Here is a 12,379-nt window from a genome sequence, read left to right on the forward strand (position 1 = left end):
CCGCCCGGCGGCAGACTGACTGCCATGCGAAGCGTCTATCCGGTCCTGCGGTATCCCGACGTGCGAGCCGCCGCCGACTTCCTCTGTTCCGCGTTCGGGTTCACCGTGCGTGAGGCCCACGAGCTGCCCGACGGCACGATCGGCCACGCCGAGCTGGCGTACGGCGACGACCTGGTGATGCTCGGGCCGGGGCCGGCGCCCCGATCCCGGCCCGCCGACGACGACTACCGCGTCTATGTGGCGGTCGACGACGCCGACGCGCACCACGAGCGCGCCCGGGCGGCCGGCGCGCAGATCGTCCGGCCGCCGTTCGACACCGACTACGGCTCCCGCGACTACGCCGCCCGTGACCTGGCCGGGCTGGTCTGGTCGTTCGGCACCTACCGGCCCTGAGCGCGTCGCCGTACGGTTGCGCTGTGTGGGCGAGGTATTGCCGAGCGTGACGGTGATGCGTACGCTCCCTCCCGGGAGGCGCGCATGCCGTTGTCAGCAAGTCCTGTGGTCCGGAGGGCGAGGCTCGGTGTGGAGCTGCGCCGGCTGCGCCGTCGCGAGTCGCTCACACTGGAGCAGGTCTGCGCCCGGCTTGGCTGGGCGTCCACCTCGAAGCTGTCCCGCATCGAGCTGGGGCAGAGCCGGCCCGACCTGGCCGACGTGCTCGACCTGCTCGACGTCTACGAGGTGCCGTCGCCGCAGCGCGACGAGCTGATCGTCATCGCCCGCGACGCCGCCACCGGCCGGGGCTGGTCGAAGGCGCTCGGCGAGATGGGGGAGCGCCAGCGGGCGTACGCCGAGTTGGAGGCGGGCGCGGAACGCATCGTGGAGTACCAGGGCGTGCTCGTGCCCGGCCTGCTCCAGACCCCGGCGTACGCCCGCCTGCGCGTGTCGGCCGGCGTGGCGCTGGCCGGGGAGGTGGACGTGGAGGCCGACGTGCGCGCCCGGGTGGCACGCCAGGAGTTGCTGATCCGGCCGGACCCGCCGCACTACACAGCGCTGGTGGACGAGCGCGTCTGCGACCCGGACGGCCTGCCCGCCGACGTGTGGCGCGACCAGATGCGGCATCTGCTCGCGCTCGCCGAACGGCCCCGCGTCACCGTCCGGGTGCTGCGGTCAGCGGCGTCGAGCGGCGACGGGCCGCACCCGCTGGCGCCGTTCTCGTACTACTCCTACCCCGACCCGGAGGACCCGCGCACCGTGCTGGTGGAGACGCTCACCACCGACCTGCGGCTGGTCGCCGAGGCGGACGTGACCCACTACGAGCGGGTGATCGAGCGGCTGCTGGCCGCGGCGCTGCCGGCGGACGCCTCCGCCGAGCTGGTGGCCCGGCGGCTCGGCGCGGCGCCGGTGCCCCGGCCGCGCGACCCGCACGAGCTGGAGTGAGCCGCACGGCTCGCCGTCGCTGAGGCGCGACCACCGGGCCCGGCGCCCCCGATGCCCGTCGGGACCGGTGGCCGCGCAGCGCGCAGGCTACGGCAGGGGTACGACAGTTCAGGCCGGAACGTCGATGAAGTGCTCGACCAGCGGCGGGCCGGCGAAGTGCGGGCCGATCAGCCCGCGCCACTGCGCGAACCGCTCGGTCTGGCGGAAGTTCACGTCGTGCGCCTCGACCGAGTCCCACTCGACGAGCAGCACGAACCGGGTGGGCGACTCCACGCCCCGGGTCATCCGCACGGAGCGGCAGCCTTCGGCGCCGGCGAGGATCGGCCGCGCCTGCGCGTAGGCGGCGGCGAACTCGTCCTCGTGTCCGGGCGTGACATCGATCAGCGCGACCTCAAGAACCATGCAGGCAGCCTGCCATGCCGGCCCGCCCCGGTACGTCCCGGGTGACATCCCGGCTCCCCGCGCAGACGCATGACTAGCCTCCTAGGACGCCCTGCCCGGCGTGAGCCGCGGCACGTCGAGAGATCGACGGGCGGCCCGGAGATGCGCCACCTGGGTGTGATGGTGAACAATGGCGGCCGAGGAGGGGAGTATTCCCCCGCGACGGAGTCGTCAGCACGGAAGAGCCCCGGCACCCCCGGTGGCCCGACCCGGCTCCGTCGGTCGGAACCCGGCACCCGGGTTCCGGCGGAAGAGACCTCCGACAGTCACCCCTGTCAGCGTCGACGCACCCCGGCACCTGCACCCGGCGTACGGTGTGCCCGACGCAGCGTGTCTGCCGGAGGATGGATTTGAACGTGTCCGCATTGGTGTGGGCGGTAACGCTGATCGCGATGATCGCGGTCCTGCTCGTCGACCTGTTCATCATCGGCCGGCGGCCGCACGAGCCGAGCGTCCGCGAGTCCAGCCTGTGGGTGGGCTTCTACGTCGGCCTGGCGCTGCTCTTCGGCGTGGTGCTCTGGCTGACCGCCGGTGGCCGCGTGGCAGGGGAGTTCTACACGGGCTGGCTCACCGAGTACAGCCTCTCGGTGGACAACCTCTTCGTTTTCGTGATCATCATGGCCCGGTTCGGGGTGCCCCGGCAGTACCAGCAGAAGGTGCTGCTCGTCGGCATCATCCTGGCGCTGATCATGCGTGGTGGGTTCATCGCGGCCGGCGCGGCGCTGATCTCGCAGTTCTCCTGGGTGTTCTACATCTTCGGCGCGTTCCTCATCTACACCGCTGTGAACCTGGCCCGGCAGGGCGAGCCGGACGAGGACGAGTTCAGCGAGAACCTGCTGATCCGGTGGAGCCGCAAGGCGCTCCCGCTGTCCCGGGACTACGACGGGGCGCGGATGACCACCCACGAGCACGGGCGGCGCCTGTTCACCCCGATGCTGATCGTGATGATCGCGATCGGCACCACCGACCTGATCTTCGCGCTGGACTCGATCCCGGCGATCTTCGGCATCACCCAGGAGCCGTACCTGGTCTTCACCGCCAACGTGTTCGCGCTGATGGGGCTGCGGCAGCTCTACTTCCTGCTCGGCGGCCTGCTGGACCGGCTCATCTACCTCAGCTACGGGCTGGCCGTGGTGCTCGGCTTCATCGGCGTGAAGCTGGTGCTGGAGGCGCTGGCCGAGAACAACCTGCCGTTCATCAACGGCGGCGAGCACGTGGCGTGGGCCCCGCACATCCCGATCTGGCTCTCGCTCACGGTCATCCTCGGCACCCTGGCCGTGGCCACGGCTGCCAGCCTGGCGAAGTCGTCGCGGGACCGGCGCCGGGAACTGGCCCAGGCCCGCCGCTGACCCACCCGTACCCGTCGGGGCGCTCCCGTCCCGGGGGCGCCCCGCGGCGTGTCAGGGGTCAGACGCGGTGGGCGCCGACGAGGGTGGCGGTCCGGTCGGCGGGCAGCTCCTCCTCGACCACCCGGCGGGTCAGGTAGCAGGCGTGCAGCATCCGGCGCCGGCCGCCGCGCGGCTCGGCCGACACGATCCCGACGTGGTGGATGCGCCGGCCGGGCCGGGCGAAGAAGTAGAGGTCGCCGGGGCGTTCCGCGTCCAGCGGCACCCGCGAGGTCGCCGCCGCCTGGTCGTCGGCGTCGCGGGGCAGCGTGATCCCGTACCGCCGCCAGGCCAGGTGCACCAGCCCGGAGCAGTCGATGCCGTCGGTGGACATGCCGCCCCAGACGTAGACCAGGTCGCGCAGCCGCTCGGCGACCGCGAGCACCTTCTCGGCCTCGGGACGCTCGGCGGGCAACGGCACCAGGTCGTCCTCCGTGGCCCAGAGCGGGTCGGCCCGCCCGGGTACGCGGACCGGACGCCTGCCGTGCACCGCCGGCCCGACCGGGGTGAGCCGGGTGCCGAGGACCACGCCGGTGAGCGCCGCGTCGCCGTCCGGCTCGGCGCGTAACGCGGTGTGCGCGACGTCGACGGTCAGCGGCCGGTCGGCGGCCGGACCGGAACCGGCTTGACTCGGACCGGCTTGACCGGGACCGGCGTGACCCGGGCCGGCCTGACCGGGGCCGGAAAGGCCGGGACCGATAGGTGCCGGTCCGGCCGGAGCGGGGCCGGCGGGGTCGACGCCGGTCGGCTGGGTGGGGGACGGGCCGGCGTCCGCGGGATCGGCCAGGTGGGCGGCCCGCAGCCAGCCCGGGTAGCCGTCTGCGCCGAGCTTCGCCGCGGGCTGGCCCAGCGCCACCACCCGTACCCAGCCGTCCGGCCGGGTCTCGGTGACGCGCACCGGTTCGCCGAGCAGGAGCTGCGTCAGGACGCAGTCACCGACGAGCTGGTCGCGGTCCATGCCGGCGATCCAGGCGGCGACGTCGGGGGAGCCGGCGAGGGCGGGGCAGTCGATCGGGCGCACCGCCTCGGGCGCGGTCCAGAGGGTCGCCACCGGTACCCGTACGACGGCCCGGCGGCCGGGCTGAGGCGCCACGCGTACCCCTCTCTGCGGTGGTCGTCGGGCCGACCATATGAAAAAATCTGACGATGCTCAAGCATGTGTCTGAATTTTAGCTTCACGCAGCCCGGCGACTCCCAGTCCCGGCGCGTCAGGCAGCAGGACGCTCGCGCCCTCGTACCGGATGCCCCCGGCGACCGGCGACCAGGCCAGCCACCAGGCGGCGTCGAGGTCCGACACGGCCGTGGTGCCGTAGGCGGCGACCAGGCTGGCCGCGGCGCCGACCCCGACCGGGCCCTCCATCATCGAGCCGACGATGGTACCCATGCCGTGCGCGGCGGCCAGGTCCAGCAGCGTGCGGGCCGGTTGCAGGCCGCCACACTTGGCCAGCTTCACGTTGACCATGTCGGCGGCCCGCCGCCGGATCACCTCGACCAGGTCGCGCACGTCGAAGACGGACTCGTCGGCCAGGATCGGCAGGTCCACCCGGTCGCTGACCCAGGCCAGCCCGTCCAGGTCGCGGCGGTGCACCGGCTGCTCGACCAGCTCCACGTCGAGCCCCGCGTCCTCGATCGCCCGGATCACCCGGACCGCCTCCCGGGGCGTCCAGCCCTGGTTGGCGTCCAGCCGGATCCGCACGTCCGGCCCCACCGCGGCCCGCACCGCGCGGACCCGGTCCAGATCGCCGCGCGCGTCGGTGCCGACCTTGAGCTTGAGCACTGTGAACCCCTCGGCGCCGCGCCGCGCCGCGGTCGCGGCCAGATCCACCGCGTCACCGGCGGCCAGCGTGACGTCGGTCGGCACGCGCAGCGCCGTGCCGCCGAGCAGACGCACCAGGGGTACACCGAGCCGCCGCGCGGCCAGGTCGTGCAGCGCCACGTCGACAGCCGCCTTCGCCGACTCGTTGCCCACCACCGCGCGGCGCACCAGCGCGCAGGCCGCCTGGAGGTCGTCGGCGTCGCGGCCGATCAGCAACGGCGCGAGCAGTTCGCGTACGCACGCCTCGGCGCCCGCCACCGACGCGCCGGTCACCTGCCAGACCTGCGGCGCCTCCCCGAAACCGGACCGGCCGTCGCCGTCGATCACCTCCACGACCAGCGTGTCCACGGTGGTGGTGCGGCGCAGCGCGGTGACGAACGGGGTGTGTAAGGGGGCCGAGAGCCGGTGGGTGCGTACCGCGGCGATCGTCATGTGGGGCACCCTATAGCCAACTGGCACTGAGCAGGGGAGGGCCGATGGCCGGACGGGACTGGGAGCTGGTCGGCGCGCCGAACGCGCGCGACCTGGGTGGACTGCCGACGACCGACGGGCGGCGGGTACGTGCCGGGCGGCTCATCCGCACGCCCGCGCTGGGCCGGCTCACCGACGAGGACCTGCCGGTGCTGGGCAAGCTGGGCCCGGCGTGCGTGGTGGACCTGCGCGACGTCCACGAGCAGGCGGTGGCCCCGCCGGACCGGCTGGTGGGCGAGCCCCGAACGGTGCACCTGCCGGTCTACGACGCGGCGCACCCGGTGTTCACGTACGTCTCGGCGGTGTTGCAGGGCCACGACCTGGACGCGTACGCGGCGCTGGCCCGTGAGGGCATGCCGGGGGCGATGACGGCGATCTACCGCTGGTTCGTCACCGGGGAGTCGGCGCGGGCCGGGTTCGGCGCCGCGGTGCGGCTCGCCGCCGACGGCGCGAACCTGCCGCTGCTGTTCCACTGCTCGGCCGGCAAGGACCGCACCGGCTGGCTGTCGGTGGTGCTGCTGACCGCGCTGGGGGTCGAGGAGGAGGCGATCCGCGCCGACTACCTGGTGCACAACGAGCTGACCGAGAGCCTGCGCGAGGTGCTGCTGTCCGCGATGATCCAGCGCCGGCCGGACCTCGACCCGGCCGTGGCCCGGCCGCTGCTGGAGGTGCGCCCGGAATACCTGGACGCCGCCTACGACGAGGTGCGCCGCGCGCACGGGTCGTTCGAGGCGTACCTGCGGGACGGTCTGGGGGTGACCGACGTCGACCGCGCCGCGTTGCGCGAGCGGCTGCTGGAGTAGCCGGGTCAGCCGGACAGGTCGTGCCGGGCGGCCCAGACCCGCTCGGAGACGTGCGCGATCAGCCGGCAGGCGTCGTCCTCGACCTCCTCGCCGTCCGCGCCACCGTCGGCCAGGTCGGTGGTGGTGCAGACGACGATCGTGTACGGCGGCGCGTCGTCCGGGAACACCACACCCGCGCCGTGGCGCACGCCGCGTACCCAGCCGTTCTTGTGCGCGATCCGGGTGCCGTCGGGCAGCCCGGCGGCCAGGTCCTCGCGGTGTTCCTGCGCGACGAGCACGTCGAGCATGGCCGCGCAGCCGGCCGGCGAGGCGAGCGGGCCGGGCCGGGTCGCGCCGAGCGCCAGCTCACCGAGCAGGGCGGCCAGATCGGCGGCGGTGACCAGGTTGTCGATGCCGGAGTCGCGGGCCGGGAAGTCCTCGATGCCGCGGCCGGTGACGCTGTGCCGCGCCCCGGCGAGCGCCCACGCCTGCGCCACGGCGGGCAGCCCCACCTGGCCGAGGCAGATGTTCGTCGCGAGGTTGCTGGACCTGACGATCATCCGCTCGGCGAGCCAGCGCAGCGGCGCCTCGCCGCCGACGCGGTCCCAGACCGCCTCGTCGTTGTCGTAGTCGCGGTCGTTGGCGAACCGGGGCGCGCCGGCCAGCGCGGAGTCGAACGAGTTGCGCACCGGCACCGGCGCGTCCAGGTCGAGCCGGCCGGCCTCGGCGGCGCGGAACAGCGCCACCAGCACCGCCAGCTTCATGGTGCTCGCCGCGTAGTGGGTGGCGTCGGCCCGCCGCGTCCACGTGGGTCGCGCGCCGGGGCGGCCCACGTACGCGGAGACGGTGCCGGGCACCTTGTCCAGGTGCGCGTCGAGCTCCTCCCAGATCATGACCGCACCGTAGCCGATCTCCGCGACGTACGCGGGGCAGCGGCGACCTCGGGTGCGGGGCTAGCGTGCGGAGATGACGACCCCGTTGTACGACGACATCGCCGACTGGTACGAGGAGTACGCCAGCGAGACCTCGTCGGTCTACATGGACCGGGTCCGGTCGGTGCTGGCCGACCTGCTCGGTGACGGCCCGGGCCGATGCGTCGACCTGTGCTGCGGCACCGGAGCGCACGCGGCCGAGCTGCGCCGTCTCGGGTGGACACCGCTGGGGGTGGACCTGTCCGGCGGGCAGCTGCGCCACGCACGCGCCCGGCTGCCGGTGGCCCGGGCCGACGCGACCGCGTTGCCGCTCGCCACCGGCGCCGTACCGGCGGTGGTCTGCGTGCTCGCGCACACCGACATGCCGGACTATCCGGCGGCGGTCGCCGAGGCGGCGCGGGTGCTGGCGCCCGGCGGCCGGCTGGTGCACATCGGGGTGCACCCCTGTTTCGTGGGCGCGTTCGCCGACCGGTCCGAGCCGGAGCGGATCGTGATCGACGGCGGGTACGCCTCGCGTGAGCACACGCTCCGGTCGTGGAACTCGATCGGCGTCCGCGCCCGGGTCGGCGCCTGGCACCTGCCCCTGGCCGGCCTGCTGGACGCCGTGACGGCCGCCGGCCTGCGGCTGACCCGGGTGGTCGAGTCCGGCTCCGGCCCCGTCCCCGACGTCCTGGCCCTGGCAGCCACCAAGCCCCACTGACCGCCTCGACGGGGTGGGGCGCGGTGGGGAGCGGGAAGGGGGAGCCCGGTCCGCCTTGGGGCGGGCCGGGCTCCGGGTTGTGCTGACGTGCGGGTGATGGGTCAGCCGGCGTGCTTGCGGCGGGCGGCCATCCGGCCGCGCTGGGTCTGGTCCAGCACCACCTTGCGGATGCGCACCGCGGCCGGGGTGACCTCGACGCACTCGTCCTCGCGGCAGAACTCCAGCGCCTGCTCCAGGGACAGCTTGCGCGGCGGGATCAGCTTCTCGGTCTCGTCGGCTGTCGACGAGCGCATGTTGGTGAGCTTCTTCTCCTTGGTGATGTTCACGTCCATGTCGTCGGAGCGGGAGTTCTCGCCGACGATCATGCCCTCGTACACCTCGGTGCCCGGCTCGACGAAGAGCTGGCCGCGCTCCTGGAGGTTGGTCATGGCGAACGCGGTGACCGAGCCGGCCCGGTCGGCGACCAGCGACCCGTTGTTGCGGGTGCGCAGCTCGCCGAACCACGGCTCGTACGACTCGAAGACGTGGTGCAGGATGCCGGTGCCGCGGGTCTCGGTGAGGAACTCGGTCCGGAAGCCGATCAGGCCGCGCGCCGGGACCAGCCACTCCATCCGGATCCAGCCGGTGCCGTGGTTGACCAGCTGCTCCATCCGGCCCTTGCGGGTGGCCAGGAGCTGGGTGATGGCGCCCAGGTACTCCTCCGGGGCGTCGATGGTCAGCCGCTCGACCGGCTCGCAGGTCTTGCCGTCGATCTCCTTGGTGACGACCTGCGGCTTGCCGACGGTCAGCTCGTAGGACTCACGGCGCATCTGCTCGACCAGGATCGCCAGGGCCAGCTCACCACGGCCCTGCACCTCCCAGGCGTCCGGCCGCTCGGTGGGCAGCACCCGCAGCGAGACGTTGCCGATCAGCTCCTTGTCGAGGCGGTCCTTGACCATCCGGGCGGTGACCTTGGCGCCCTTGACCCGGCCGACGAGCGGCGAGTTGTTGGTGCCGATGGTCATCGAGATGGCCGGCTCGTCCACGGTGATCAGCGGCAGCGGCACCGGGTTCTCGGCGTCGGCGAGCGTCTCACCGATCATGATCTCCGGGATGCCGGCGACCGCGATGATGTCGCCCGGCCCGGCGGACTCGGCCGGCTTGCGCTCCAGGCCCTCGGTCATCAGCAGCTCGGAGATGCGTACCCGCTGGGTGCTGCCGTCGGTGCGGCACCAGGCCACGGTCTGGCCCTTGCTGATGGTGCCCTGGCGGACCCGGCACAGCGCGAGCCGGCCCAGGAACGGCGACGCGTCGAGGTTGGTGACGTGCGCCTGGAGCGGCGCGCCCTCGTCGTAGGCCGGCGCGGGGATGGTGTCCAGCAGCGTGCGGAACAGCGGCTCCAGGCTGCTGCTGTCGTCCGGGACCGCGCCGTCGGCGGGCTGGGTCAGCGAGGCGATGCCGTCGCGGGCGCAGGCGTAGACGATCGGGAAGTCGATCTGCTCCTCGTCGGCGTCCAGGTCGAGGAAGAGCTCGTAGGTGTCGTCCACGACCTCCTTGATCCGGGCGTCCGGACGGTCCACCTTGTTGATCACCAGGATGATCGGCAGCCGGGCGCGCAGCGCCTTGCGGAGCACGAACCGGGTCTGCGGCAGGGGGCCCTCGCTGGCGTCGACCAGCAGCACCACACCGTCGACCATGGTCAGGCCGCGCTCGACCTCGCCGCCGAAGTCGGCGTGACCGGGGGTGTCGATGATGTTGATGGTGACCGGTTCCGAGCCGTCCGCCGGCATGTACCGCACGCCGGTGTTCTTGGCGAGGATGGTGATGCCCTTCTCGCGCTCGAGGTCCATCGAGTCCATGACCCGCTCGGTGGTCTCACCACGGGCGCCGTAGGCGCCGGCCTGCCGCAACATGGCGTCGACCAGGGTCGTCTTGCCGTGGTCGACGTGGGCGATGATGGCGACGTTGCGGAGGTCGGTGCGTAGCTGCATACCCTCCATACTCCTGTCTGCGGTTGCCGGGGCACGCCTCGGGGTCACCCCGAGATCGCCCGGATCTGCGTCGAAAGTGCTGTGCCGACCGTTCCAGCGACTGGCATGCTGACACCCGTGCGGGGTGTCCGATGCCTGACCTGCTGAGCTGGCTGCAGGAGCTGCCGCCCCTGCTGATCTACCTGGCCGCCGCGGCGATCGTCGCGGCGGAGACCGCGGTGATCGTCGGGCTGCTGATGCCCGGCGAGGCGACCCTGCTTCTGGTCGGCTTCCTAGCGTACGCGGGGACGCTGCGCCTCGCGCCCGTGCTGGTGGCGATGACCGCCGCCGCCGTGATCGGAGACACACTCGCGTGGCGGGCGGGCCGCCGGTACGGCCCCCGTCTGCGCGCCTCCGGCGTCGGCGCCCGGATCGGCGCGCACCGGTGGCGGCGGGCCGACTCGCTGCTGGAGCGCCTCGGCGGCCGGGGCGTGCTCGCCGCCCGCTGGATCGCGTTCGCCCGCACGCTCGCGCCCCGGCTGGCCGGGTCGGCGGGGATGCCGTACCGGCGGTTCGCGCCGTGGAACCTGGCCGGGGTGGCGAGCTGGGTCGGCGCCTCGGTGCTGGCCGGTTACCTGGCCGGTGAGTCGTACGAGCGGGTGTCGAAGCTGCTCGGCCAGGCCACCGGAGCGGTGCTGGCTCTGCTGCTGTGCCTGCTCGCCGTGGTGCTCGCCGGTCGCTGGCTGGGGCGCAACCCGGACCCGGTACGCGCGCTGACGGCGCGGGCCGCCGCGTTGCCGCCGCTGCGCTGGCTGCGGGCCCGGTACGGGGTGCTGTTCTTCCTGGTCGCCATGCGGGTCGGCCCGGCCTGGACGCTGCTGATCAACCTGGCGCTGGGGCTGGCGCTGCTGTTCGTGGCCGGGCTGGCAGTGGCGGTCCTGCTGGAGGCGGTCGTCGCGCACAGCGGACTTGGTGTCCTCGACGGGCTGGTCGCCGACTGGTTCGCCGCCCGGCGTACCCCAGGGGTGGTCGACACGGCGCTGCTCGCGGTGTCGGTGCTGCGCGGCTGGGTGCTGATCGCCGCGGTGGCTGTGGTGGCCGCGGTGGTGGCGCGGCGGGGGCGGACGTGGCGGGCCGACCCGCTCGGGGTGCTGGGCACTGTCGGCGCCGCCGTACCGCTGGTGTTGCTCGTCGTCGTCGCGGACCTGACCGGTCCGGGTGGCCCGGACCGGCCCGGTGACCTGTTCCCGACCCAGAATGCGGTGGTGACCGCGAGCTTCGGCACGCTCGCCTGGCTGCTGTCGCGGGGCGCCCGGTGGCCGGTGGGCGCGGCGGTGTGGACGGCCGCGTCGGCGGGGGTGGTGACCGTCACCGGCGCGCGGCTCTACCTGGGCTTCAGTACGGCGAGCGGCACCGTCACGGCGGTCCTGCTGGGCCTGGCGTGGACGACCGTGTTCGTGGTGGCGTGGGCGACCCGGGACCGGCTGGCGGATCCGGACGACCGGCCGGACGGCGCGGTCCCGGCGGAGTCGCCGCCCCGGCCCCGGCGCCGCCGGTCCGCGTCTCGGGTACCCCCCGGACCCGTCGATCCTTGCTAGGGTGCGCCGACGGGGGACTACGGGGAGGTTCGATGCGGCGAGGACTCGGCCGGTGGGCCGTGACAGTGGTGGCGCTGCTCGCGGCGGCCACGCTGGCGGCCTGCGGCGAGCAGGAACAGCCGGTCCGGGAGGTCGCCGTGGAACTGCCCACGTCGGCGCCGGTGGAGCAGCCGCAGGAGGCGCCGGCCGACGCGCCGAGTGAGGAGCCGGCGGCGGTCGCGGCGATGGGCGGCCGGCCCAGCCCGAGCGCGTCGGCGAAACCGAAGCCGCGGGCGAAGCCGTCCCGCACGTCGACGGCGCCGCTGGCCCGGCCGAAGCCGCCGACCGAGACCCAGGTGCCACCGGCGCCGCCGAAGCCGGCGGACGAGGGCTGCAAGCCGAGCTACCGGGGCACCAAGGCCAGCCAGAGCCAGGTGAAGGCGGCGCTCGCCGACGCCGTGGCGCGTACCTACTGGCCGACCTCGGCGCCGGACATCCGCATCCCGTCGGCGCTGCTGAAGGCCACCGCCTGGCAGGAGAGCGGGTGGCAGTCCAACATCGTCGCCTGTGACGGCGGGGTGGGGCTGATGCAGGTCATGCCGGCCACGGCGGAGTGGATGAACCAGCGGTTCGGCCAGTCGTACGACATCGACGCCTACCGGGACAACGCCTACCTGGGCGGCACCTACCTGGCCTGGCTGACCAAGTACATCGGCGACATGTACTTCGAGTCCGACTACCGACTCGACGCCTCACTGTGCACCAGCGAGCTGAACTCCTGCCTGCTCAACGCCGTGATCGCGGCCTACAACTACGGGCACGGCGCGGTGGCGCGGGAGGATCAGCCGCTGGCCATCCCCAACCCGCAGTACGTGCGCAACGTGCGGGCGCTGATGACCGAGTGCGAGTGCCTGAGCTTCTGAGCGACCGGGCGAACGGGCGGGGGCCG

General features: G+C 73.6%; 12 protein-coding genes. 7 read left to right on the forward strand and 5 right to left on the reverse strand.

Annotated features, from left to right (window positions below):
• Window positions 1-24 precede the first annotated feature (24 nt).
• Window positions 25-393, forward strand: coding sequence for a VOC family protein (locus Q3W68_RS25130; RefSeq protein ID WP_302907795.1), 369 nt, complete (start codon window positions 25-27; stop codon window positions 391-393).
• 84 nt (window positions 394-477) lie between these two features.
• The gene (locus Q3W68_RS25135) at window positions 478-1,377 is read left to right on the forward strand and encodes a DUF5753 domain-containing protein (protein WP_302907796.1); all 900 of its coding nucleotides are present in this window, start codon (window positions 478-480) and stop codon (window positions 1,375-1,377) included.
• 108 nt (window positions 1,378-1,485) lie between these two features.
• Here the strand turns inward: Q3W68_RS25135 and Q3W68_RS25140 are convergent, their stop codons facing one another.
• Window positions 1,486-1,779, reverse strand: a complete 294-nt coding sequence (locus Q3W68_RS25140; protein ID WP_013287496.1) for an antibiotic biosynthesis monooxygenase — start codon at window positions 1,777-1,779, stop codon at window positions 1,486-1,488.
• A 389-nt stretch (window positions 1,780-2,168) separates the two neighbouring features.
• On the opposite strand from Q3W68_RS25140, the gene Q3W68_RS25145 reads away from it, so the two are divergent.
• On the forward strand, window positions 2,169-3,167 hold the full coding sequence (locus Q3W68_RS25145; RefSeq protein ID WP_302907797.1) for a TerC family protein: 999 nt from the start codon (window positions 2,169-2,171) through the stop codon (window positions 3,165-3,167).
• Window positions 3,168-3,225: 58 nt separating this feature from the next.
• Here the strand turns inward: Q3W68_RS25145 and Q3W68_RS25150 are convergent, their stop codons facing one another.
• Together Q3W68_RS25150 and Q3W68_RS25155 are read right to left on the reverse strand one after the other, a co-directional pair.
• The gene (locus Q3W68_RS25150) at window positions 3,226-4,296 is read right to left on the reverse strand and encodes a C40 family peptidase (RefSeq protein ID WP_302907798.1); all 1,071 of its coding nucleotides are present in this window, start codon (window positions 4,294-4,296) and stop codon (window positions 3,226-3,228) included.
• 57 nt (window positions 4,297-4,353) lie between these two features.
• The gene (locus tag Q3W68_RS25155) at window positions 4,354-5,451 is read right to left on the reverse strand and encodes a mandelate racemase/muconate lactonizing enzyme family protein (protein WP_302907799.1); all 1,098 of its coding nucleotides are present in this window, start codon (window positions 5,449-5,451) and stop codon (window positions 4,354-4,356) included.
• Window positions 5,452-5,495: 44 nt separating this feature from the next.
• Between Q3W68_RS25155 and Q3W68_RS25160 the strand changes: the two genes are divergently transcribed.
• Window positions 5,496-6,293, forward strand: a complete 798-nt coding sequence (locus tag Q3W68_RS25160) for a tyrosine-protein phosphatase (RefSeq protein WP_302907800.1) — start codon at window positions 5,496-5,498, stop codon at window positions 6,291-6,293.
• Window positions 6,294-6,298: 5 nt separating this feature from the next.
• On the opposite strand, the gene Q3W68_RS25165 is transcribed toward Q3W68_RS25160, so the two are convergent.
• The gene (locus Q3W68_RS25165) at window positions 6,299-7,165 is read right to left on the reverse strand and encodes a serine hydrolase (protein ID WP_302907801.1); all 867 of its coding nucleotides are present in this window, start codon (window positions 7,163-7,165) and stop codon (window positions 6,299-6,301) included.
• Between the two features lie 73 nt (window positions 7,166-7,238).
• On the opposite strand from Q3W68_RS25165, the gene Q3W68_RS25170 reads away from it, so the two are divergent.
• Window positions 7,239-7,904 carry a class I SAM-dependent methyltransferase gene (locus Q3W68_RS25170; RefSeq protein ID WP_302907802.1) on the forward strand — a complete coding sequence of 222 codons (666 nt, stop codon included), beginning with the start codon at window positions 7,239-7,241 and terminating at the stop codon, window positions 7,902-7,904.
• A gap of 101 nt (window positions 7,905-8,005) precedes the next feature.
• Here the strand turns inward: Q3W68_RS25170 and typA are convergent, their stop codons facing one another.
• Entirely contained in the window at window positions 8,006-9,874 is a 1,869-nt protein-coding gene (typA, locus tag Q3W68_RS25175) for a translational GTPase TypA (RefSeq protein ID WP_302907803.1), read from the reverse strand.
• A gap of 131 nt (window positions 9,875-10,005) precedes the next feature.
• Here typA and Q3W68_RS25180 point away from each other — a divergent pair, with 131 nt between their 5' ends.
• Window positions 10,006-11,451: a DedA family protein gene (locus tag Q3W68_RS25180; protein WP_302907804.1), complete on the forward strand. Its 1,446-nt coding sequence runs from the start codon at window positions 10,006-10,008 to the stop codon at window positions 11,449-11,451.
• A gap of 32 nt (window positions 11,452-11,483) precedes the next feature.
• Window positions 11,484-12,353 (forward strand): lytic transglycosylase domain-containing protein, encoded by an 870-nt coding sequence (locus Q3W68_RS25185; RefSeq protein ID WP_302907805.1) that lies wholly within the window; start codon window positions 11,484-11,486, stop codon window positions 12,351-12,353.
• Window positions 12,354-12,379: the final 26 nt, after the last annotated feature.

Origin of the sequence: Micromonospora sp. C28ISP2-4, from assembly GCF_030519385.1 — a bacterium.
Classification (GTDB): domain Bacteria; phylum Actinomycetota; class Actinomycetes; order Mycobacteriales; family Micromonosporaceae; genus Micromonospora; species Micromonospora tulbaghiae.

What these genes read in the sequence shown, in the direction of transcription:
- Q3W68_RS25130 (WP_302907795.1), top strand. Translation starts at nt 25, where the DNA reads ATGCGAAGCGTCTATCCGGTCCTGCGGTATCCCGACGTGCGAGCCGCC.
- Q3W68_RS25135 (WP_302907796.1), top strand. Translation starts at nt 478, where the DNA reads ATGCCGTTGTCAGCAAGTCCTGTGGTCCGGAGGGCGAGGCTCGGTGTG.
- Q3W68_RS25140 (WP_013287496.1), bottom strand. Translation starts at nt 1,779, where the DNA reads ATGGTTCTTGAGGTCGCGCTGATCGATGTCACGCCCGGACACGAGGAC.
- Q3W68_RS25155 (WP_302907799.1), bottom strand. Translation starts at nt 5,451, where the DNA reads ATGACGATCGCCGCGGTACGCACCCACCGGCTCTCGGCCCCCTTACAC.
- Q3W68_RS25160 (WP_302907800.1), top strand. Translation starts at nt 5,496, where the DNA reads ATGGCCGGACGGGACTGGGAGCTGGTCGGCGCGCCGAACGCGCGCGAC.
- Q3W68_RS25165 (WP_302907801.1), bottom strand. Translation starts at nt 7,165, where the DNA reads ATGATCTGGGAGGAGCTCGACGCGCACCTGGACAAGGTGCCCGGCACC.
- Q3W68_RS25170 (WP_302907802.1), top strand. Translation starts at nt 7,239, where the DNA reads ATGACGACCCCGTTGTACGACGACATCGCCGACTGGTACGAGGAGTAC.
- typA (WP_302907803.1), bottom strand. Translation starts at nt 9,874, where the DNA reads ATGCAGCTACGCACCGACCTCCGCAACGTCGCCATCATCGCCCACGTC.
- Q3W68_RS25180 (WP_302907804.1), top strand. Translation starts at nt 10,006, where the DNA reads ATGCCTGACCTGCTGAGCTGGCTGCAGGAGCTGCCGCCCCTGCTGATC.
- Q3W68_RS25185 (WP_302907805.1), top strand. Translation starts at nt 11,484, where the DNA reads ATGCGGCGAGGACTCGGCCGGTGGGCCGTGACAGTGGTGGCGCTGCTC.